This window comes from Roseomonas aeriglobus (assembly GCA_016937575.1).
GTDB lineage: Bacteria > Pseudomonadota > Alphaproteobacteria > Sphingomonadales > Sphingomonadaceae > Sphingomonas > Sphingomonas aerigloba.
This window is the reverse complement of the sequence record JAFHKN010000002.1, coordinates 1,244,111-1,265,872: the sequence shown is the minus strand read 5'-3', so window position 1 is coordinate 1,265,872 and position 21,762 is coordinate 1,244,111. Positions and strand designations below refer to the sequence as shown.

Below are 21,762 nucleotides of genomic sequence, written 5' to 3'. Positions count from 1 at the left end.
AGCCGCGGGCATGGAGCGCGAGACGAGACTGAAACGCTTGGCGTTCCGCGCGTGGCACCGCGGCACCAAGGAAGCGGACCTGATGGTCGGCGGCTTCTTCGACGCTTACGGCGCGCGCTGGTCGGACGAGCAGATCGACTGGTTCGAGGCGTTTCTGGAGGAACAGGACGTCGACATCATGGCTTGGGCGATGGGAGCGGCCGCCGTCCCGGAGCGTTGGCAGGGCCAGATGATGGATGACCTGAAGACGCTGACGTACGTGCCGATTCAACAATAGCCCTCTCCCCTTCAGGGGAGAGGGTTGGGAGAGGGGCCTGTCCGCGAGCCCCAGTCTCGGTGAGACACCTCCCCCTCTCCCAAACCCTCTCCCCTCAAGGGGAGAGGGCTTAAGCGAGACCCGATGCCCGACCTCTCCAAGATCCTTTCCGCCCCCCGCCCCCTGACCCTCGCGGGCGTCGCGACGGGATTCCTTCCCGCGCTCCTGGCCGACCTCGCGAGAGCGGCGACCGACGGTGCATGCTTCATCGCGCCCGATGAAGCGGCAATGCGCGCGGTGCAGTCGACCGCGACCTTCTTCGCGCCGGAACTGGACGTCCTCGCCTTCCCCGCCTGGGACTGCCTGCCCTACGATCGCGCGTCGCCCACGCTACGCGTCATGTCCGAACGCCTCGCGACGCTCCACGCGCTCCAGGCGAAGGCCGCCCGCCCGCGCCTGCTCGTCACCACCGCCAATGCTGCGACCCAGCGCACGCTGACGCCCTTCCGCATCCGCCAGCTCGTCGCGACGCTGGCGCCGGGCGAACGGATCAGCCGCGAAAAGCTGTCCACGCTGCTCCAGGCCAACGGCTATGTCCGCACCGAATCGGTTGCAGATGCGGGTGAATTCGCGGTGCGCGGCTCGCTCGTCGACCTGTTCCCCTCGGGCTCCGACTCTGCGCTTCGCCTCGACTTCTTCGGCGACGAGATCGAGACGGTCCGCACCTTCGACCCACATGATCAGCGGACGACCGGCAGCATCAAGGGCTTCACGCTGCTGCCCGCGTCCGAAGCGCTGCTCGACGAGGAGAGCGTCAAACGCTTCCGCACCCGCTACCGCGAGACCTTCGGCGCGACCGCGACCGGTGATCCGCTCTATCAGGCGGTCAGTGACGGCCGGCGTCTGGCCGGCATGGAACATTGGCTGCCGCTGTTCGAGGAGCGGCTGGAAACGCTGTTCGATCATCTGCCTGGCGACATGGTCGTCGTCCGCGATGCCGGCGTCGCGGGCGCGGCGGAGGGGCGGTTCGAAGCGATCGCCGACTATCATGCCAACCGCCTGAAAGCTTCGGGCGCCGAGCCGGGAAGCTACCGCCCGCTGCCGACCAAGTCGCTCTACCTGCTGCCCGACGAATGGGCGCAGGCACTGCACGACGCGCCCGCACACGTTACGACGCCCTTCCACGAGCCCGAAAGCGCGTCGGTCCTGGAATTCAACATCGACGGCCCGCGTGACTTCGCGCCCGAGCGATCGGCCGGCGCCAACGTCTACGAAGCTGTCGTCGCGCATCTGAAGACGGTGAAGGGCAAGCGCATCCTCGCCAGCTATTCGACCGGCTCGCGCGAGCGGTTGAAGGGCCTGCTCGAGGATCATGGCCTGTCCGGCGCGCGCATGGTCGACACCTGGCAGGAAGCGCTGGGCGTCGTCGATAGCGCAACCGCGCTGATCGTCCTGCCGCTCGATCACGGCTTCACCGCCCCGGACGTCACGCTGTTGACCGAGCAGGACATGCTCGGCGACCGGCTCGTCCGCCGCGCCAAGCGCCGCAAGTCGGCCGACGCCTTCCTCGCCGAACTCGCGACGTTGTCGCCCGGCGATCTGGTCGTCCACGTCGACCACGGCATCGGACGGTATGAGGGGCTGACCTCGATCCCCGTCGGCAAGAGCCCGCACGACTGCGTCGCGCTGACGTACGCGGGCGGCGACAAGCTGTACGTGCCCGTAGAGAACCTTGAAGTCCTCAGCCGCTACGGCTCTGGCGAGGACGGCGCGACGCTGGACAAGCTGGGCGGCGAGGCGTGGCAGCGCCGCAAGAGCCGGATGAAGGAGCGCATCCGCGAAATCGCGGGTGAGCTCATCGCCACCGCCGCCGAACGTGCGCTGCGCCCCGCCGAAGTGGCCGAACCCGATGGATCGGGCTTCGCGACCTTCGTCGATCGCTTCCCCTATGAGGAAACCGACGACCAGGACCGCGCGATCAACGACGTGCTGGGCGATCTCGGCAAGGGATCGCCGATGGACCGACTGATCGTCGGCGACGTCGGCTTCGGCAAGACCGAAGTGGCGCTGCGCGCCGCGTTCGTCGCGGCGATGGCGGGGATGCAGGTCGCGGTCGTCTGCCCGACGACGCTCCTCGCACGCCAGCACTACAATAACTTCGCCGCCCGCTTCGACGGCTTCCCGATCAAAGTCGGCCGGCTCAGTCGCCTTGTCACCGCCAGCGAGACGAAGGCGACCAAGGAAGGCCTGGCCAACGGTCAAATCGACGTGGTGGTCGGCACCCACGCGATCCTGGCCAAAGGCATCGATTTTAAGCGCCTCGGCTTGGTCATCGTCGACGAGGAACAGCGGTTCGGCGTGACCCACAAGGAACGGCTGAAGGCGCTGAAGACCGACGTCCACGTCCTCACCCTGACCGCCACCCCAATTCCGCGCACGCTTCAGATGGCAATGTCGGGCCTGCGCGAACTGTCGGTCATCCAGACCCCGCCGGTCGATCGCCTCGCGGTGCGCACCTATGTCATGCCGTGGGATCCGGTCGTGCTGCGCGAAGCCCTCCTGCGCGAACATTATCGCGGCGGGCAGAGCTTCTTCGTCACCCCCCGCATCGCCGACCTGCCCGATATCGAGGAATTCTTCCGCGAGCATGTTCCGGAAGTCCGCTACGTCATCGCCCATGGCCAGATGGCGCCAAGCGAGGTCGAGGAGCGGATGTCCGCCTTCTACGACAAGAAATTCGAAGTGCTCGTCTCGACCAGCATTATCGAAAGCGGCATCGACATTCCGAGCGCCAACACCATGATCGTCAACCGCGCCGACCGCTTCGGCCTCGCTCAGCTGTACCAGCTGCGCGGCCGCGTCGGCCGGTCGAAGACGCGCGCCTATGCCTATATGGTCTCGCCGCCCGAGCGGCTGATGACCGAAGCGGCGGAGAAGCGGTTGAAGGTCCTGAGCGACCTCGAATCTTTGGGCGCCGGCTTCCAGCTCGCCAGCCACGACCTCGATCAGCGTGGCGCGGGCAATCTGCTCGGCGACGAACAGTCGGGCCATATCAAGGAGGTCGGCTTCGAACTCTACCAGTCGATGCTGGAAGAGGCGATTCTGGAGGCGAAGGCTGGCGGCAAGCTCTCGCGGCCGACCGACTTCAGCCCGCAGATCACGATCGACGCCCCGATCCTGATCCCGGAGGACTATGTCCCTGATCTCGACCTGCGCATGGGCCTCTATCGCCGCCTCAACGAGATCGATGTGGCCGCGGGGCTGGAAGCGTTCGCCGCCGAGATGATCGACCGGTTCGGCAAGCTACCCGACGAGACCGAGAATCTGCTGCGGATCATGGAGATCAAGCTCAACGCCAAGCGCGCCTGCGTCGCGAAGCTCGACGTCGGGCCAAAGGGCGCTCTGGTTGCCTTCCATGAAAACACCTTCCCGAACATCGACGGCCTGCTCGCCTATGTCGGCAAGCTGGGCGAGGTTGCGAAGCTGCGCCCGGACCATAAGCTGGTCATCAACCGCGTCTGGGCCGATCCCAAGGCGCGGTTGCACGGCGCGCTGCAACTGTCGCGCGGGTTGGCGAAGGCCGCAGGCGGCTAGGCCTGCGTCGGACGACACCTGACAGATATCAGTATGATTCTGCACAAAAGGTCGCGATTTCATATATTTCGGGCCCAAGGGATTAGCTTGGGACTGAGTGACGATCGTGAGGAACCCGTTCCGTCGTAACGCCGCGCCATCCGGACCGGCAGCAAGCGCCACGGACACGCATCTGGCCGATGCGGTGCGGAGCATCGCGACGGCATCCGGCCCTGAAGAGGCGCTGGTGCGGCTGGCGGCCGCCGCCCGCGCCGTCATCGGCAGCGACGGCATCACGATCGTGCGACGCGACGGCGATCAGGTCGCCTATGTGACCGAGGACGCGATCAGCCCGCTTTGGGCCGGACAGTGTTTTCCGATCCGCAACTGCGTCTCCGGGCAGGCGCTGCTTGCGCGGGCACCGATCTTCATCCCCGATATCGCCGAGGACAAGCGCGTGCCGCTCAACGCCTATCTCGCGACCTTCGTGCGCAGCATGGGGGTGGTACCGATCGGCCGCGACGACCCCCGATATGCCCTGGGCGCCTATTGGCGCGATGCCCAGCCGATCGCCCCGATCGCGATCGAACGGATGATGCTGCTGGCCGATGCCGTCGCGACGGTCATCGATTCGACTGCCGACAGGTCGGCGGGGCGTCAGGTCGCCTGAACCAGCGACGCCAGCGTCGCGCTGTCGACGCCCGGCGCACATAGATAGCCCTGGTACAGCCGACACCCGGCCTCGGCCAGCAGGTCGCGCTGCTCGGTCGTCTCGACCCCTTCGGCGATCACGTCGAGTCCCAGCGTCGTCGCCATGTCGATGACGCCGCGCACGACGACTCGGTCGCGCGCGTTGCCCGTGATCCCGGCGGTCAGCGTCTTGTCGAGCTTGAGATAGTCGACGGGCAGTGCGTTCAGATAGGCGAGGCTCGAATAACCCGTCCCGAAATCGTCGATCGCGACCTGGCACCCGGCCGCCCGAACCTCCGCCAGCAAGGCAGCAGCGACGTCCAGCCGCTCGATCAGGCCGCTTTCGGTCACCTCCACCGTCACCCGGTCGCGGGCGATACCGCTCGCGTCGATCCGTTCGAGCAGGCGAGAGACGAATCCGTCCTCGGCGATATCGTCAGCAGCGACGTTGACCGCGACCCGGATCGCGCGCAGCGCGTTCGGCCAGCCAGCTGCGACCGAGAGCGCGCGCGCCTGAAGATAAGCCGACACCTCGCCCGACCGACCACCTCGCGCGGCTGCGGCGAGCAGGATTTCTGCGCCGACTTCACCCAGACGGTGGTGGTTCCACCGCGCCAGAGCTTCGACGCCGGTGATCCGCCCGCTCGCCAGATCGACCTGGGGTTGGAACACGACGTCGATCTCCCCCGACGCCAACGCCGATGGGAGTTCGCGTGCGAGGGCTGCGACCGACCGCGAGCGCCGGCCGAACAGGTCGCGCATCGCGGCGCCCGCGTCCGGCTCGCCGATCGGCTCGACCAGTCCGTGCAGCCGCCCGGTATGCGGGTCGCGCTGCAGGTGCGCGACGACACGCCCTAGGCCCGGCAGGTCGTGGGCAAAGGCCGTCGACTCGCTCGATCTCAGGCGCCGGAGGGCGTTGCGCAACCGGACGCGGACGTCAGGGGACTGACGCATCCATGCCGCGGATGCCGGCCCCTCTTCGGCGATGCCGGCCACACGGGCGAGTTCGCCCGTTACCTGTAACGAGCGTCGCGCGTGATCATAACGCCACCCGAGCGGCGCCACCCACCGCGCCTCCCGCACCGGTCGCCCGCCGGACACGCGCTCGGCAAATCGCTCGGCATACCGCACCGCTTGGGCGAATTCGATTTCAGGGATGGGGCTCACCAGGAAGTGTGTCGCGCCGGCATCGCGCGCCGCGTCCAGCACCCCGACGTCGTTGCGCGATACCAGCAGCAGAACGGCCTGGCCGGCGGCGTCCGCCACATCGCCGATCGCGCGGACCGCCGTCAGTCCGTCATCCGCCGCTCCGCGAGCATCGATCACGATGACCTGCGCACCGCTTGCGGTAACACGACCAGCCAGCCCCTCGTCCCGTCGCGCCGCGATCGGGCGCCAACCGGCACGCGCGGCCATCGCCGCCAGTTCGTCGCGCTGGCGAAACGACAGGATGAAAAGGGGCTTGGCGAAACTATCGGGCACGTCGCTCGTCTTCTTCGGCGAAATTGATGAAGAAAGACACCCGGCCGATCCGAGATTTTCCGAAAGGCTCCCCCCGATCCGTCATCGCCGCGGACGCGGACGCTGTCCGTCCCTGAAAACCTGTACGACCTGTCTGCCGCAGCTCGAATTTCCCTTGCCCCTTCAGAGATGACGAACGGCGAGGTCGACCGGCATCCGCCCCTTGTTGCTCCTCTCGCAAAGGCCTAGCTTCGTTACCACGATGGCCACCCCTGCCCCCCTGATCGACCGTTTCGGTCGCGCCATCAGCTATCTGCGCGTGTCGGTGACGGACCGCTGCGACCTGCGCTGCCGCTATTGCATGGCGGAGCAGATGACGTTCCTCCCCCGTCCCGCGTTGCTGGCGCTTGACGAAATCGCGATCATCGCCGAACGCTTCATCGCGCGCGGGGTGACCAAGATCCGCCTGTCCGGTGGCGAGCCGCTGGTGCGGCGTGACGTCGTCGACCTGGTCGACCGGCTGGGGCGGCATGTCGGCACAGGCCTGGACGAACTGACGATGACGACGAACGCGACCCGGCTGGCTGGCGTCGCGCCGCGTCTGTTCCACGCCGGCATCCGACGAATCAACGTCAGCCTCGACAGTCGCGATTCGGACGTTTTCCGCTTCGTCACGCGGCACGGCGACGTGACCCAAGTTTTGGGAGGCATCGCCGCGGCCAAGGCCGCAGGGATCGCGGTCAAGATCAACATGGTCGCACTCGCCGGGCTGAACGAGGACGAGATCCCTGCAATGCTCGAATGGTGCGGGGAGCAGGGCTTCGACCTCAGCCTGATCGAAACGATGCCCTTGGGCGTGATCGACGAGGATCGCACCGATCGCTTCGTCCCGCTCACCCGCGTCTTCGACGGACTATCCACCCGCTATCCGCTGACCCGCGACGACCACCGCACCGGCGGTCCTGCGCGCTATTGGCAGACGCCGTGGGGCACCCGGCTGGGCCTCATTTCGCCGCTGACGGCCAATTTCTGCGACGGATGCAACCGCGTCCGCCTGACCACCGAGGGCAAACTCTACATGTGCCTGGGGCATGAGGACCAAGTCGATCTGAAGGCCGCCCTACGTGACGGCGGTGTGGATGCGCTCGACGCGGCGATCGATTCGGCGCTTGCCCTGAAGCCGGCGCGCCATGACTTCCGCATCGACGCCGCCGCCCCCGCGGTCGGTCGCCACATGAGCGTGACCGGCGGATGAGCGACCCCGTCCGGCGCGCGCTGGTCGCGTCGCCCACCGCCCCCGCCCAGGCCGCCGCGGCCGATCTGGCCGACGCCTATGAATTCGTCGCCGTCGAGGACGCCGATCAGATCATCGCGTTGGGCGGGGACGGCTTCATGCTCCAGACGCTTCACACCATGCTCGAATCGCGGCGCAGCGTGCCGGTGTTCGGCATGAATCTTGGCACCGTCGGTTTTCTGATGAACGAATGGCGCCTCGACGGGCTCGATCGCCGTCTTGCGCGCGCCAAGCCGTTCAAGGTCTCCCCGCTGACGATGACGGCAACGACAATCGACGGACAGACGAAGGTGCTGCCGGCGATCAACGAGGTGTCGCTGCTTCGCGAAACCCGTCAGACAGCGAAGCTGGAAGTCACCGTCAACGATCGCATCGTCCTGCCCGAATTGGTCTGCGACGGAATCCTGGCGGCAACGCCGGCCGGCTCGACCGCGTATAACCTTTCGGCCAACGGCCCGATCCTGCCGCTCGGTTCGGCGATGATCGCGCTTACCCCGATCAGCGCCTTCCGTCCGCGGCGTTGGCGCGGCGCGATCCTGCCCGAAAAGGCGCGGATCAGCATCACCGTGCTGGAGGCGGACAAGCGCCCTGTCAGTGCGGTCGCCGACCAGCGCGAGATCCGCGACGTCGCCAGCGTCGATATCGCGATCGACCATAACCGCGATCTGACGCTGCTGTTCGATCCCGAACATGCGCTCGACGACCGGATCACGATGGAGCAGTTCGTCGCGTAGCGCGGCCGGTGACATGCTCACCGCGCTTGCGCGCGCGTCTGGCGTCGCGAATACGACGACCGACGACGTGAGGCTCTGCGGAAGTCGAAAAGCAGAAATTCCGGGGTTGCAAAGCCCGAAACGACTGCTATTAGCGCGCCTCCACGCTGTTCCCTGATAGCTCAGCGGTAGAGCTCTCGACTGTTAATCGAGCGGCCGTAGGTTCGAATCCTACTCAGGGAGCCAGCGTGGGATGCCCCCACATCGTCGGACTTGCGTGGACACGTCGCGGTTGCGATGGACGTGGGATGACCGACCTCGATTCCTTCATCGCCGGCCTGCCCAAGGCCGAACTCCACCTGCATATCGAAGGCAGTCTGGAGCCCGAGCTGATGTTCGCGCTGGCGAAGCGCAACGGCGTCGCGATTCCCTATGCCTCGGTGGAGGACGTTCGCGCGGCGTACGACTTCTCGAACCTGCAGGACTTTCTCGATATCTACTACGCCGGCGCCGACGTCTTGCGGACCCGCGCCGACTTCCGCGATCTCGCCACCGCCTATTTCGATCGCGTCGCGGCGGACGGCGTCGTCCATGCTGAGATTTTCTTCGATCCCCAGACGCATACCGATCGCGGCATCCCCTTTGCCGACGTAATCGAGGGGCTTTGCGACGGCATGGCCGCGGCCGAAGCCACCCATGGCATCACCTCCAAATTGATCCTCTGCTTCCTGCGGCACCTGAGCGAGGAGGCGGCGTTCGAGACATTGGCCGCGGCCGAACCTTGGCTGGACCGGATCGCCGGCGTCGGGCTCGATTCGTCGGAGGTCGGCCACCCACCGGCGAAGTTCGAACGCGTCTTCGCCGCGGCCAGGGCGAAGGGGTTGAAACTGGTCGCCCATGCCGGCGAGGAAGGACCGCCCGACTATGTCGTCGAGGCACTCGACCTCCTCCACATCGACCGGCTCGACCACGGCAACCGCAGCTTGGAAGATCCCGCGCTGACCGCCCGCCTGGCGCGGCAGGGCATGACGCTGACCGTCTGCCCGCTGTCGAACGTCAAGCTGTGCAACGTGCCGTCCATCGACGTCCACCCGATCGACCGCATGCTGGACCTTGGCCTGCGCGCCACAGTCAATTCGGACGACCCTGCCTATTTCGGCGGCTACATCGGCGAGAATTTCCGGGCGGCTGCGCAGGGGCGTGCTCTGGACAAGCGCCAGTTGGCGACGTTGGCGCGAAACAGCTTCCTCGGCTCGTTCCTAGACGATGCAACCGTCGCGCAGCATCTGGCGAAGATCGACGCCTATGTGGAGGCGCATGCATGAGCGCGCCGACCCTCACGCCGATTACCCATGACGACTTTCTGACGGCGGTCGCTGCGCTGGCAGGGACGTTGCGATCCGATAGCTGGCAGGCGCAGTTGCTGGTCGGTGTCGGCCGTGGGGGGCTAGTGCCGGCGGTGTTCCTGAGCCACGCGACGGGGCTGCCGATGGTGTCGATCGATTTCTCGACACCAATCCCCGAATTCAACGCCGCGCTGATCGCAACCCTGGCCAAGCGGACGCGCGACGGCGAACGGCTCGTCTTCGTCGAAGACATCAACGATTCCGGCCGCACCATCGCCGCGATCCGCCAGCAACTGGCCGATGCGGGCGCCGATGCCGAACATGTGCGCTTTGCCGTGATGGTCGACAATGCCGTGTCCGACCAGCGGATCGAGTATTCCTGGCGCCGAATCGACCGTACGGTGACCAAGGACTGGTTCGTATTCCCGTGGGAGGCCGTCGCGCCGAAGACCGCGATCCTGGATGACGCGGCGGAGGTTCCCGAACGCATCGCCTGATCGCGAATGCGCCACGTTCAGCCGCGCGAAAGCGAAGCTGGCGTACAGTTTGCACCAAGACGTACCGTGCGGAGCCAATGACCGGACGGGACGTTTCAAAAGGCAAGCGGGTCGTCCGTCTGGGACCGACCCGGTGGAGGTTCCAATGCGTACCAAGACGTTCTTTTCTCGACGCCGGGCGATGATGGCCGCGGTGCTGGCCGGCGCGACCACGCTGGCGGCGTGCGCCAGCCCGACCCTGTATCGACCGGCTACCGGTTATGGCTTCAACCGCACGGGGTATTTCGACCAGCAGATCGAACGCGACCGCTTCCGCGTATCGTTTGCCGGCAACAGCTATACCTCGCGTGACACGGTCGAGCGTTACCTGCTGTTCCGCGCGGCCGAACTGACGCTGCAGTCGAGCAACGACTATTTCGTCATGGCCGATCGCGACACCGATAAGCAGACGCGCACCTACACGACGCCGGGTATCGGCGGCGGCTGGGGCCCCTATGGCGGGTTCGGCGGCTTCGGTTACTGGGGTCCGTCGTGGCGCTATTATGGTCGTGGCTTCGGCTGGCGGTCATGGGATCCGTTCTGGGGCAGCCCGTTCTGGGATAGCGGCGTCGACGTCCGCACCGTCGAACGCTACGAGGCGATGGCCGAAATCATCGTCGGCCGCGGCCCGAAGCCCACGAACAATGTCCGCGCCTTCGATGCCCGCGACGTGATCGACCGCCTCGGTCCGACCATTCGCGTACCGGAGGATCGGCGCCGCTAACGGAGCCGCTCCGCCAAGAACAAAAGGGCCGCGTACCCCCGGGGGTGCGCGGCCTTTTTTTGCGAGCCTGAGGCAACTGAAGCCCGTTAGCGCCGACCTCGTCGCGGCACCATTCGTCGAACCGTCATCTTAGAGCGGGCGGTTCGTAATATGCCCCTCCTCCATGCTCAGGGCGAGCCAGCGTCGGATTGAGCGGTTCCGGGACTCGGTTCACCCTGAGCCGGTAGGGGGGCGCGCCTAATGACACGCCCGCTAGCTCACAACGCCGGCAGTGTCGCTTCAGACCAAAGCCCCGTGGCAATGCTTGTATTTCAGCCCCGATCCGCACGGACACGGCGCGTTGCGGTTGACCACGCCCTTCCAGCTTTCCGGGTCCTCGCCGACTTCGGCACCGGTCGGCTGCGGAATCGACAGCGGCGGCAGGGTCGAATTGATCAGACCGCGCGTGCCCGCATCCCAGTCGGCGGAATTGTCCTCGCCGGTGAACGGGTCGATGTGGCTGGTGATGAAGTCGGGCAGCTCGGGTAGCTGCGAGAAGTCGCCGAAGTCCTCCTGCGGCGCCATGCGGAACTGGGCGTAGGCGAGCGTGCGCGTCACGTCCTCGCGAATGTTGTCGAGCATGCGCTCGAACATTGCGAACGCTTCCTGCTTATATTCGTTGATCGGCGTCTTCTGGGCGTAGGCGCGCAGGTGCACCACCTGGCGCAGCGCGTCGAGCATCGCGAGATGCTCCTTCCAGTGATGGTCCAGGTTCTGGAGCAGGATCGACTTCTCGATGCCCGTCCAGGTTTCGGTATCGAGTTCCTTCGCCTTCTCCTCGACGACCACGTCGGCCGCGGCCAGCAGACGCTCCTCGATCGTCTCTGGCTCGATGCCTTCTTCCTTCGCCCATTCCTCGACCGGAACGTCGACGTTCAGCATCTCGGCGGCCTGCGTCTTCAGACCTTCGAGATTCCACTGTTCGGGATAAGTGTCGGGCGGGATGGCGCCGCCGACGATCGCGTTGACCGTCGCCACGCGCATGTCGACCACGACGTCGCCGACCGTGTCGGCGTCCATGATGTCGGCGCGCTGTTCGTAGATGACCTTGCGCTGGTCGTTCATCACGTCATCGTACTCGACGACCTGCTTGCGGATGTCGTAGTTGCGCGCCTCGACCTTTTTCTGCGCGGTCTCGATCGCCTTGGTCAGCCACTTGCTGCCGATCGCCTCGCCGTCGCCGATGTTCGACCGCATCATCTTGGCGAACAGCGTGTCCGGCCCGAAGATGCGCAGCAGGTCGTCGTCCAGGCTCAGGTAGAAGCGGCTGAGGCCCGGGTCGCCTTGACGGCCCGAACGGCCGCGCAGCTGGTTGTCGATGCGGCGGCTTTCGTGGCGTTCGGTGCCCAGCACGAACAGGCCGCCGGCGGCGATCACCTGCTGGCGCTCCGCTTCGACCTCGGCCTCAATCTTCGCGATCGCGGCGTCGCGTTCCGGCCCCTCGGGCATGTCGCGCAATTCGTCTTCGATGCGGAATTCGGCATTGCCACCCAGTTTGATGTCGGTGCCGCGACCGGCCATGTTGGTGGACACGGTCACCGCCCCCAGGCGGCCCGCCTGCGCGACGATATGCGCTTCGCTTTCGTGGAAGCGGGCGTTCAGCACCTCGTGCGCCACGCCTTCCTGCTTCAGGAATTCGCTCAGCAGTTCGGACTTCTCGATCGACACGGTGCCGACCAGCACCGGTTGGCCCTTCTCCGAATGTTCGCGAATGCGCTTGGCGATCGCGCGGAACTTGTCCTGCGTGTCCTTGTAGAACTCGTCTTCCTCGTCGATGCGCTGGACCGGCACGTTTGTCGGGATCGACACGACGTTCATCTTGTAGATGTCGTAGAATTCCGGCGCTTCGGTCGCGGCAGTGCCGGTCATGCCCGACAGCTTCGGATACATACGGAAATAGTTCTGGAAGGTGATCGACGCGAGCGTCTGGTTCTCGGGCTCGATCTGGACGCCTTCCTTGGCCTCGACCGCCTGATGCAGACCATCCGACCAACGGCGGCCGTCCATCATGCGGCCGGTGAATTCGTCGATGATGACGACCTTGCCGTCTTTCACGATATAATCGGTGTCGCGCTTGAACATCTTGTTCGCGCGCAGCGCCTGGTTCGTGTGGTGGACGACCTGGGTGTTCTCGAAGTCGTAGAGGTTCGCGCCCTGCAACAGCCCGGCGGCCTCCAGCATGCGCTCGACCCGCTCGGTGCCGTCCTCGGTCAGGATGATGGACTTCTGCTTCTCGTCCTTCTCGTAATCATCCTCGCCCAGCTGCTTCACGACGGCGTCGACCTGGATATACAGCTCGGACTTGTCGTCGGTCGGCCCCGAAATGATCAGCGGCGTGCGCGCTTCGTCGATCAGGATCGAATCGACCTCGTCGACGATGGCGTAGGCGAACGGACGCTGGACCATCGACGCGCGGTCGTACTTCATGTTGTCGCGCAGATAGTCGAAGCCGAATTCGTTATTCGTGCCGTAGGTGATGTCGGCGTGATAGGCCGCGCGGCGTTCGTGATCGGCCAGGTTCGGCACGATCACGCCCGTCGTCAGCCCCAGGAAGCCGTAGAGCTTGCCCATCTGCTCGGCGTCGCGGCGGGCGAGATAGTCGTTGACCGTGACGACATGGACGCCCTCGCCCGGCAGTGCATTGAGATAGACGGCGAGCGTGGCGACCAGCGTCTTGCCCTCGCCCGTCTTCATCTCCGCGATCTCTCCGCGATGAAGCACGATGCCGCCGACCATCTGCACGTCGAAATGGCGCATGCCGAGCGTCCGGACCGATGCCTCGCGAACGGTCGCGAAGGCTTCGGGGATCAGCGCGTCGAGCTTCTCGCCCGCCGCCAGACGCTCGCGGAAGCGGACGGTCTGCTGCGACAATTCCGCGTCCGACATCGCCTGCATCTGCGGCTCGAGCGCGGCGATCTTGTCGGTGATCGACTTCAGCGATTTGACGTAGCGGTCGTTGGACGACCCGAAGAGCGACTTGGCAAGTCCGCCGAACATGGCTGTATCCTTGAACATAGGTGCGCGGCCGCACGCTGGGGCCGCAGGAAGGACGGGGATGGTAGGAGGCAGCCTGCACCGACGAATGGCAGGCGGCCGGGCGCGTTATTCGCGCCGACGCTCCGGTGCGACCGGACGCAGGGCAGCGAGCGCACGGGTGAGATCGAGGATCAGCGGCGTCGGCGCGACATAACCGTCGGGCCGCGGCGCGACCGAACGGACAGCGGCAGGCGCCACCGCCTGCACTGCCGCGATGACCTGGCTCGCCTCGACGCCTGCCCGCGCACGCGCGTCGACCGCGCGACCGACACCGGTCAGCGCCGACAACATGGCAGTCAGGAGGAGGAACAGGTTCAAGCGCGGCTTTCCGTCAGATTGGCGACGACATAGGTATCGAATGGGAACCCGTCCAACGCTTTCGTGTTCCGCGCGAGCCAACCGGCGATCATTTCGCGGGAGACGCGGCGGCTTCCGGTCGCTTGGTGATGTAGAACGCCATGACCGCCCAGGTCGTGCGCGGCTCACCGGTCTCGTTTCGCAGAACGCCGACACTGTTCGCATAGCTGGGGCAGTCAGGGGCCATATCCAGCCCTTTGCGATCAATCGGCGCACATTCGATGATCTTGCCGAATTCGTTCACGAACACCTTTGCCGCGCGAAGAAACAGCACGTCAGCGCCTGGCGGCGGCAGCTGATCTTTGCCCGGCACTTCGCCGAAGCGCGTAGTCTCGCGGACATCGAGAATATGCGGACGGGCGTCCTTCGGCAACATCGCCACGATACCGGCGATGTCCGGCGTACAGCGTCGATCCGAATCGTCGTCGGCCTGATGGCAAGCGACCGCATTGCCGTCGGTCGATACCTCGACTTCGACGGCCCTGGTTTTTTCGGTCAGGTCGATTTCGCCGAGCGCCCAACGCACCGCCAGCGGATATTCGCTTGCGATTGGCTTGCCGCGCCGATCCGTCGCAGGCGTGAACCGCACCTTGTCTCGGGCGATGGTACAGGTTGCTTCATCAAGCACTGTGCTGCCGCTGCTTTGAGTGACGGTGCACGCACGCACGCCGCCAGCCGCATCGATTGTCAGCAGCGTCGCGACCCGCCCCTCCTGCCCGGCCCGGCGCGCCTCGGGCGGATAGGAATCGGGCCCGAAGAATTCGCCGGGATTGCCTTTCAAGCCTGCTTTCTTAGCATCGGCTTTTTGCGCATCGGCGGGTGGCGAGATCATCACACCCAGCAGCGACGCCATCATCAACACGCCCAGCGTCTTCATAGTCCACCCCATCCCATCTTCCTTCGAGACTAAACCGTCAATGGCCCGGCCGCCAAGCCGGATAAGGTTTCGACTTGGCCCGATCCGCGGAGCGATCTAAGCGCCTCCCATGTCCGAAACCCGCTCCCCCCTCGCCCCTGCCACGTTGCCCGACCTCCCCGAGATCCTCGGTGTCGTCCGTCGTGTGGCACGCGCACGGTACAAGGCATGGGATCGGTGCGACCTGACCTATGTCGAGCTGGCCCCCGGCACCGCGGTCGCCGGCGTCACGACACAGAGCAAATGCCCCTCCCCCGAGGTCGAATGGTGCCGTCGCGCGCTGGTGCTCGGCCGCGCGCGGGCGCTGGTGGTGAACGCGGGTAACTCCAACGCCTTCACGGGAAATCGAGGGCGCGAAGCGGTGGAGGCGATTGCCGCGCGCACCGCTGCGCACCTCGGCTGCGATCCGTCCGACGTGTTCATCGCCTCGACCGGCGTGATCGGCGTCCCCCTGCCGATCGACAAGGCCGAGGCCGGCCTGGATGCCGCCTATATCGCCGAGCCGTGCAGCTGGGTCGCCGCGGCCGAGACCATCATGACGACCGACACCTTCGCCAAGGTCGCGACGACGTCCGCAATCGTCGATGGGCGCCGCGTCGAGCTGGTCGGGATCATCAAGGGATCGGGCATGATCGCGCCGGACATGGCGACGATGCTCGGCTTCATCTTCACCGATGCGGCGGTCACGCTCGAATTTCTGCAGCACGCGCTGTCGGCGGCGAACGCGAAGACATTTTCGTGCATTACGGTCGACAGCGATACCTCGACCAGCGACACGGTGCTTGCCTTCGCGACCGGCCAGGCCGGGAACACGCCGATCGAGAGCGCGGACGGCGACGGCGCGGACGCATTCGTGGCGGCGCTGGCGGACCTGTGCATGCAACTGGCCCACCTCGTCGTTCGCGACGGCGAAGGCGCGCAGAAACTGATCGAAGTGACCGTCGAGGGCGCCGAGAGCGACCGGTCCGCTCACCGCATAGCGATGAGCATCGCCAATTCGCCGCTGGTAAAGACCGCCATCGCCGGTGAGGACGCCAACTGGGGCCGCGTCGTCATGGCGGTCGGCAAGGCCGGCGAGCCCGCCGAGCGCGACAAGCTGGCGATACGGTTCGGGACGACGCAGGTTGCAGAGGGCGGGCTAGCCGTCGTCGGTTACGACGAGACACCCGTCGCCGAGCACCTGAAGGGTCGTGAGATCGAAATCGGCGTCGACCTGAACATGGGAGAAGGCCGGGCAAAGGTTTGGACGTGCGACCTGACCCACGGCTACATCAGCATCAACGCCGATTATCGTAGCTGACCGGTTTACGCGGCGCGCAGGTCCGCGACGAACGACTGTGCGGCCTCCGCCAAGGCCTCGACCTGTCGAGCCACTGCAGTGCTGGACGACGCGACACTGTCGGTGATCGTCTGCATCTCGGCCGATGCGGTAATCGACCGCTCGACGCTGGCGTGAACCTCAGCGGCGACCGTCGCCACCAGCCGCGCTTCATCGACTATCGTACCCGTGACGCTCGTCTGATCGGCGGTGACGGTCGCGATCTCGCGGGCAAGCGACGAAATGTCCCCAAGTTGCGACAGGATCGCGTCGATGACTTGGGCAACGCGCGCGACCTGCGTCTGCATTCCGCTGATCTGCCCCTCTATGTCGGCGGTTGCGCGTTGGGTTTGAGTCGCAAGCGTCTTCACTTCGGTCGCGACCACCGCAAAGCCGCGCCCGGCATCGCCCGCCCGAGCGGCCTCGATCGTCGCATTCAAAGCGAGGAGGTTCGTTTGGCCGGCGATATTGGCAATCGTCGCGACGATCGTCCCGATTTCCTGCGCCGTCTCGACAAGCTCGCCGATAACGCGTTCGCCCTCGCGCGAGTTGGACGCAGCGGTCGTCGTCAGCATTGCCTGTTCGGTGACCCGGTTCACGATCGTCCGATGGGCCTCCGCCAGTGCCTCTGCGGTCATGTGCATGGCGTTCGCCGCCTCGTCGGTGCGACGCGTCGATACACCGATCAATCCGGCTTCGCTCGTCTTGCGTTCGCCGATCGCCACGAGGGTATCGACCGCGCTGCGAGCGCCCTGCGCGACGAGGCCAAGGGAGCCGAGCGCCTGACCGACGCTGCGTTCGAACCGCTCGGCCAGCGCGGTCATGCCGGCCTGCCGGTCCTGGATCGCCCGCTCGCGCGCCAGCTGAGCGGCATGCGCTTCTGCCAGCTGTGCGCGGTCGCGCTCGGCCCGTGCGAAGTCCTCGGCACGCGCCTGTGCCTCGGCCGCTTCATCCAAATCGCTCGCCTTCTGATAATTATCGACGAACAGCTTACCCTGCTTGAGGATCGATCGACCGAGCAGGACGATGAAGACCGCCAGGACGATCATGACGGTCGGCGGGATGTCAGCGACGACCATCGTCAGCAGACCGCCGGTCAAGGACCCCGCGAGAAACGCCAGACTGGCCAGAGGAACGGGCGCCGCCGTCAGCGCTCCCACGGACATCACGCCGACAAGCGTGAAGGCCGCAACGATTTGTTCGCTCGGGGGAGAGACGCTGATGACGACCGCCATCAGCGCACCCCAGGCGAGTGCCGTTACGAATGAGAGCTTGGCGTAGACGAGAATTGCGCCACGCGGGTCGTCGAATATCCAGTTCACGCGCCGTTCGCCGCGCCAGCGAACGAGCGAAAACAGCGCAATCAGCAACAGTGCCGCCGCAGCGCAATCCACCTGCCAGGTCCGCGGCGCGGCCCATAGGACCGTCGCGGCTGCAATGATCGTCGACGCGAAAGTCGCAATGTATCCCGATCGCGCTGCACGCATCTGCGCTTCGACCAGAGCCTTGGGCAGCGCAAAGGCGCCACGCCCAAGGCCAAGGATATGGATCAAGGACTGATAACGATCGGCCACGGTTCCCCTCACGGGAAACCGTTCCTATTCCCGATCCGCTAATAGCGCGTTAACGATGGTGTCAGGCGAGCTCGCCCTCCAGCCATGCCTTGATCCGGCCCTTCGGCTCGGCACCGACCTTGGTCGCTGCGGGCGCGCCGCCCTTGAACAGGATCATGGTCGGAATGCCCCGCACGCCGTAGCGGCCGGGAGCATCGGGGTTGTCGTCGATGTTCAACTTGGCGATCGTCACCTGCTCGCCCAGTTCGTCGCTGATCTCTTCGAGGCTCGGGCCGATCATCTTGCAGGGCCCGCACCATTCCGCCCAGAAGTCGACGAGCACCGGCTTGTCGGAATTGATGACGTCGTCCTGGAAGCTCGCGTCGGTGATCTGCTTGGTGGCCATTGCGCCTGTCTCCTTGAGTTGCATGGTATCTAGGGTGAGCGTCTCACCGGCTCAAGCGCGCGACGCCTAGCTTTGCTCCGTGGCGGCCAAGCGGGGCTTGTACGCATCGAGAACGTCGTCGGGCAGATCGAACAGCCGCGGCTCGGCAGTGTAGAGCAGTGCCGCTTCGATCGTGCGGCCGGGAAAAACGACGCGCAACGCCGCGGCATAGGCTGCCATCTGACGGAGGTGATACGCGGGGATGTCGTCCAGCGACGCAGGCACACGGCGCCCGGTCTTGAAGTCGATCACGCGCACCCGGTCCGCCGTCACCACCAGCCGATCGACCGTGCCGGCAATCACGGCGCCGCCGACGGTCGCGGCGATCGGCGCTTCGGCAAGCGCCGTAGGGCCGAAAATGTCGCGGTGTGCCGGATCGCGCAGGATCGCGCACGCCGCCCGCGCGATTTCCTCACGCGTCCGCTCGTCCTCGACACCGCCCGACACCTCGAGCCAACGCAGCGCCGCCGTATGCCGCCGGTCGGGGTCGAGTGCCGGCAGCCGCTCGAACAGCGCGTGAAGCAGTCGACCGCGCTCGGCTGCCGCGCGCATGGCTGCCGTCGGTGGGGGATCGGCGACTTCGTCCTCGCCTATCGACGACGGCGCGAGCGGGCGTGGCGGGCGGGACTCCTCGGGCGCCGGCTGCCGTGCCCAGGCCGGGAGGGTCACCGGTTCGACACTGTCGCGCGCTTCGACCTTGAGAGCGACCGGCTCCGCCGGCGTCGCGCCGGTAAAGACACGCTCCTCTCCCTCCGCTGCTGGCACGCCTAGTTCGTCGAGCGCTGCCGAGGACGCCGCATACCAGCTGTTCGGCGACAAGGGCCGGCTGCCCAGCGCACCCGCCACGACCAGCCGTTCCTCCGCCCGCGTCGCCGCGACGTAGAACAGCCGCCAATGCTCCTCCAGCTCGCGCGCGTCCGCCGCAGCGAGGACCGGGTCGAGCGGCGACCCGGCCCGCTCCGCCGCCCGCGGACGGAACACGGGCAATTCGACACCATCGACCGGCCACTTGACGATATCGCGCCGCGCGTTGGCAGGGTCGGCGGTCGCATCGGCCAGGATTACGAGCGGCGCCTGCAACCCCTTGGCACCATGCGCGGTCATCACCCGCACGGCATCGAGCGGCGCCGATGGATCGCGCACGATCTCCACATCCCCGCGATCGAACCAGTCGAGAAAGCGTTGCAGCGAGGGCGTCGAGGTCGCCTCGAAATTCAACGCAGCACCGAGCAGTTCCTCGATCGGATCGCGGGCTTCCTCGCCCAACCGTTCGAGCAGCTTGCGACGTCCGTCCATCGCGCCCGACAATATGTCTTCGAGGAAGCGATAGGGCGTGGTGAGGTCGGCGCGCGCCAACAGGGCGCGCAACGGCGCCAGCCGCGCCTCTTCCTGCGTATCGCGCAGATGCCGCCACAGGCTCCGCCGCCCCTCGCGCAACGCGGCGGCCATCAGCTCATCCTGGCTCCAGCCGATCAGTGGCGAAACGAGCAGAGACGCCAGTGTCAGATCATCGTCGGGCTGAAGGGCAAAGCGTATCGCGGCGAGGAGATCCTGCACCGCCAGCGGTGCGTTCAGCCGAAGCCGGTCCACGCCCGCTACCGGCACGCCCTCCGCGTAGAGGCGGGCGACGATCAGTGAAGCGAGCTCGCCGCGACGCTTGACCAGGACCATGACGTCCTCGGGGCGCAGCGTCCGTCCCTTGCTGTCGAGCCGCAGGTTCCCGATCCACCCCTTGATCGCCTTCGCGATCCGGCCCGCGAGTGCGCGGGTCGCGTCGTCGATCCAGCCTTCCTCGCCAGCCTCGTCCCCCTCAGTCGCGCCCGCGGCAACGAGCGGCCACAGTGTCACGGTGCCGGGGCCGGGCACTTCGCTTTCATGCCGCTCGGTCGCCGTCCCCAGCGCCGGCGGGGGCAGTGTATCGATCGCGGCGTCGACGAATTCGAGCACCGGGCGGGTCGATCGGAAACTGGCCGTCAGCGCCAGCGTGCCGAGCCGCGGCGCCACGTCGCCATACGCATCCTCAGCAGCGCTCTGCCGGGTAAAATGCTGATGGGCTGCCTGGAAATAGACCGGGCTCGTACCCTGAAAGCCGAAGATCGCCTGCTTGTAATCGCCGACCGTGAACAGGGTGCGCGTGATGCCGGCGTGCGCGCCTTCGCCGGCAAAGAATTCATCGGCGATCGCGCGGACGATCGCCCATTGCTTCGGGTTGGTGTCCTGCGCCTCGTCGATCAGAATATGGTCGGTCGCCTGGTCGAGCTTGTAACGTACCCAGTCGCCCATGCCGGGCTGGGCCAGCAGATCGACCGTCGCGCGGATCAGGTCGTCGAAATCGACGGCGCCCAGCCGGCGCTTGGCCGCACGATAGCTGCGGGCATAGGCCCGGCCCGCGTCGAACGCGCCGGCCAGCAGGTCGGCATAGCCCGCCCGTGCGAGCAGGCCGAGCAGTTCGGTGCATTCCGCCGCCACCTCGGCGGCGCGCTCCGCATAGTCCGGCAGGATGGCGACCAACTTGGCTGATGCCTTTCGCGGCTCGCCCTTGCCAGTGAGGAAGATACCCGACAGCGCCCCCAATCGCGCCGCACGGTCGGCAGGGGAAGCCGCCAACCAAGTCTCGCCAATCCCGGCATGATCGTTACCCGTCGCCGTGCCCCACTGGCGATTGGCGTCGATCAGCGCGCGAAGCCCGGCACAGTCGAAGAGGCCGTCTGAACACCGCTCGGCGACATGCGTGGCGATGTCCTCGCTGGGCAGGTCGAGCGCGCGGCGCAGCCACGGCGCGATGCCTGTCGGCAGCGCGTCCATCGCGTCCGGCGCGCGGGCACAGGCAAGCAGGAACGCCTCCGCCCCGCCCTCGCCTAGCCGCAGGCTGAGCGCGCCGATCGCATCGACCAGCGTGCGGCGACCGGCGGCTTCCTCCTCGACCAGCAGATCGGCCAGCGCCTCGCGCGCCAGCCCTGCCTCCTCGCGCGCATCGAGCGGGCGGAAGCCGGGGACCAGCCCCGCCTCTACGGGAAAGCCGGCGAGCAAACTCTGGCAGAAGCTGTGGATCGTCTGGATGCGCAGGCCGCCGCCCGGCGCATCGAGCACCTTGGCGAACAGCGTCCGCGCGCGGCGGCGCTGTTCGGGGCCGAAGTCCTCCCCGAGAGCGCGCAGATCAGCCGACAGCGCGGCATCGTCGGCACGGACCCAGCGCGCGAGCGTCGCATTGACGCGCCCGGCCATTTCCGCGGCCCCCGCCTTGGTGAACGTCAGGCAGAGGATGCAGCCGGGCTCGACGCCGCGCAGCAACAGGCGATAGACGCGCGCGGCGAGCACTTGCGTCTTGCCGGTGCCGGCAGAGGCGGACAGCCAGACGCTGCGCAGCGGATCGCTCGCCGCACCCTGCTGGTCCTTCAGCGGGGGGAGGAAAGCGGCAGAACGCGCGCTCATCCCCAGCCTCCAATGCCGTCATCCCCGCGAAGGCGGGGATCAATTCTGGCTACCCTATCGATTCCATACCGAG

16 protein-coding genes and 1 tRNA gene are annotated in these 21,762 nt (G+C 66.5%); 10 read left to right on the top strand and 7 right to left on the bottom strand.

Translation table 11 applies throughout. From position 1 onward, the window contains the following. Nucleotides 1-10 precede the first annotated feature (10 nt). From JW805_06520 to JW805_06510, 3 genes are all read left to right on the top strand, one after another. On the top strand, nt 11-277 hold the full coding sequence (locus tag JW805_06520; protein MBN2971668.1) for a succinate dehydrogenase assembly factor 2: 267 nt from the start codon (nt 11-13) through the stop codon (nt 275-277). Nucleotides 278-400: 123 nt separating this feature from the next. Then, the gene (gene mfd / locus JW805_06515; protein MBN2971667.1) at nt 401-3,850 is read left to right on the top strand and encodes a transcription-repair coupling factor; all 3,450 of its coding nucleotides are present in this window, start codon (nt 401-403) and stop codon (nt 3,848-3,850) included. Between the two features lie 97 nt (nt 3,851-3,947). Further along, nucleotides 3,948-4,499 (top strand): GAF domain-containing protein, encoded by a 552-nt coding sequence (locus JW805_06510; GenBank protein ID MBN2971666.1) that lies wholly within the window; start codon nt 3,948-3,950, stop codon nt 4,497-4,499. On the opposite strand, the gene JW805_06505 is transcribed toward JW805_06510, so the two are convergent. After that, on the bottom strand, nt 4,487-6,001 hold the full coding sequence (locus JW805_06505; protein MBN2971665.1) for an EAL domain-containing protein: 1,515 nt from the start codon (nt 5,999-6,001) through the stop codon (nt 4,487-4,489). The genes JW805_06510 and JW805_06505 overlap by 13 nt on opposite strands. A 241-nt stretch (nt 6,002-6,242) precedes the next feature. On the opposite strand from JW805_06505, the gene moaA reads away from it, so the two are divergent. From moaA to JW805_06475, 6 genes are all read left to right on the top strand, one after another. Continuing rightward, nucleotides 6,243-7,235 carry a GTP 3',8-cyclase MoaA gene (gene moaA / locus JW805_06500; GenBank protein MBN2971664.1) on the top strand — a complete coding sequence of 331 codons (993 nt, stop codon included), beginning with the start codon at nt 6,243-6,245 and terminating at the stop codon, nt 7,233-7,235. Then, nucleotides 7,232-8,008, top strand: coding sequence for an NAD kinase (locus JW805_06495; protein ID MBN2971663.1), 777 nt, complete (start codon nt 7,232-7,234; stop codon nt 8,006-8,008). Before moaA ends, JW805_06495 begins: the two co-directional genes overlap by 4 nt. A gap of 150 nt (nt 8,009-8,158) precedes the next feature. Continuing rightward, nucleotides 8,159-8,233, top strand: a tRNA-Asn gene (locus JW805_06490). Between the two features lie 62 nt (nt 8,234-8,295). Further along, nucleotides 8,296-9,312 (top strand): adenosine deaminase, encoded by a 1,017-nt coding sequence (locus JW805_06485; GenBank protein MBN2971662.1) that lies wholly within the window; start codon nt 8,296-8,298, stop codon nt 9,310-9,312. Further along, nucleotides 9,309-9,830 (top strand): hypothetical protein, encoded by a 522-nt coding sequence (locus JW805_06480; protein MBN2971661.1) that lies wholly within the window; start codon nt 9,309-9,311, stop codon nt 9,828-9,830. Before JW805_06485 ends, JW805_06480 begins: the two co-directional genes overlap by 4 nt. A 145-nt stretch (nt 9,831-9,975) precedes the next feature. Further along, nucleotides 9,976-10,593: a hypothetical protein gene (locus JW805_06475; GenBank protein ID MBN2971660.1), complete on the top strand. Its 618-nt coding sequence runs from the start codon at nt 9,976-9,978 to the stop codon at nt 10,591-10,593. 279 nt (nt 10,594-10,872) lie between these two features. On the opposite strand, the gene secA is transcribed toward JW805_06475, so the two are convergent. The 3 genes from secA to JW805_06460 form a co-directional block, all read right to left on the bottom strand. Continuing rightward, nucleotides 10,873-13,629 carry a preprotein translocase subunit SecA gene (gene secA / locus JW805_06470; protein MBN2971659.1) on the bottom strand — a complete coding sequence of 919 codons (2,757 nt, stop codon included), beginning with the start codon at nt 13,627-13,629 and terminating at the stop codon, nt 10,873-10,875. 105 nt (nt 13,630-13,734) lie between these two features. Next, the gene (locus JW805_06465) at nt 13,735-13,986 is read right to left on the bottom strand and encodes a hypothetical protein (protein MBN2971658.1); all 252 of its coding nucleotides are present in this window, start codon (nt 13,984-13,986) and stop codon (nt 13,735-13,737) included. An 88-nt stretch (nt 13,987-14,074) separates the two neighbouring features. Continuing rightward, nucleotides 14,075-14,857 (bottom strand): energy transducer TonB, encoded by a 783-nt coding sequence (locus tag JW805_06460; protein ID MBN2971657.1) that lies wholly within the window; start codon nt 14,855-14,857, stop codon nt 14,075-14,077. 154 nt (nt 14,858-15,011) lie between these two features. On the opposite strand from JW805_06460, the gene argJ reads away from it, so the two are divergent. Beyond that, a complete protein-coding gene (gene argJ / locus JW805_06455; GenBank protein ID MBN2971656.1) occupies nt 15,012-16,241 on the top strand; it encodes a bifunctional glutamate N-acetyltransferase/amino-acid acetyltransferase ArgJ in 1,230 nt (409 codons plus the stop codon). Between the two features lie 5 nt (nt 16,242-16,246). Here the strand turns inward: argJ and JW805_06450 are convergent, their stop codons facing one another. The 3 genes from JW805_06450 to addA all read right to left on the bottom strand — a co-directional run bounded on the left by JW805_06450 (nt 16,247) and on the right by addA (nt 21,689). Beyond that, entirely contained in the window at nt 16,247-17,833 is a 1,587-nt protein-coding gene (locus JW805_06450; GenBank protein ID MBN2971655.1) for a hypothetical protein, read from the bottom strand. A 61-nt stretch (nt 17,834-17,894) separates the two neighbouring features. After that, nucleotides 17,895-18,218: a thioredoxin gene (gene trxA / locus JW805_06445; protein ID MBN2971654.1), complete on the bottom strand. Its 324-nt coding sequence runs from the start codon at nt 18,216-18,218 to the stop codon at nt 17,895-17,897. A gap of 66 nt (nt 18,219-18,284) precedes the next feature. After that, nucleotides 18,285-21,689: a double-strand break repair helicase AddA gene (gene addA, locus JW805_06440; GenBank protein ID MBN2971653.1), complete on the bottom strand. Its 3,405-nt coding sequence runs from the start codon at nt 21,687-21,689 to the stop codon at nt 18,285-18,287. Nucleotides 21,690-21,762: the final 73 nt, after the last annotated feature.

Excerpts from the sequence above, each read along its gene's own strand:
- JW805_06520 (MBN2971668.1), top strand. The coding sequence starts at position 11 with ATGGAGCGCGAGACGAGACTGAAACGCTTGGCGTTCCGCGCGTGGCAC.
- mfd (MBN2971667.1), top strand. The coding sequence starts at position 401 with ATGCCCGACCTCTCCAAGATCCTTTCCGCCCCCCGCCCCCTGACCCTC.
- moaA (MBN2971664.1), top strand. The coding sequence starts at position 6,243 with ATGGCCACCCCTGCCCCCCTGATCGACCGTTTCGGTCGCGCCATCAGC.
- JW805_06495 (MBN2971663.1), top strand. The coding sequence starts at position 7,232 with ATGAGCGACCCCGTCCGGCGCGCGCTGGTCGCGTCGCCCACCGCCCCC.
- JW805_06485 (MBN2971662.1), top strand. The coding sequence starts at position 8,296 with ATGACCGACCTCGATTCCTTCATCGCCGGCCTGCCCAAGGCCGAACTC.
- JW805_06480 (MBN2971661.1), top strand. The coding sequence starts at position 9,309 with ATGAGCGCGCCGACCCTCACGCCGATTACCCATGACGACTTTCTGACG.
- JW805_06475 (MBN2971660.1), top strand. The coding sequence starts at position 9,976 with ATGCGTACCAAGACGTTCTTTTCTCGACGCCGGGCGATGATGGCCGCG.
- secA (MBN2971659.1), bottom strand. The coding sequence starts at position 13,629 with ATGTTCGGCGGACTTGCCAAGTCGCTCTTCGGGTCGTCCAACGACCGC.
- JW805_06460 (MBN2971657.1), bottom strand. The coding sequence starts at position 14,857 with ATGATCTCGCCACCCGCCGATGCGCAAAAAGCCGATGCTAAGAAAGCA.
- argJ (MBN2971656.1), top strand. The coding sequence starts at position 15,012 with ATGTCCGAAACCCGCTCCCCCCTCGCCCCTGCCACGTTGCCCGACCTC.
- trxA (MBN2971654.1), bottom strand. The coding sequence starts at position 18,218 with ATGGCCACCAAGCAGATCACCGACGCGAGCTTCCAGGACGACGTCATC.
- addA (MBN2971653.1), bottom strand. The coding sequence starts at position 21,689 with ATGAGCGCGCGTTCTGCCGCTTTCCTCCCCCCGCTGAAGGACCAGCAG.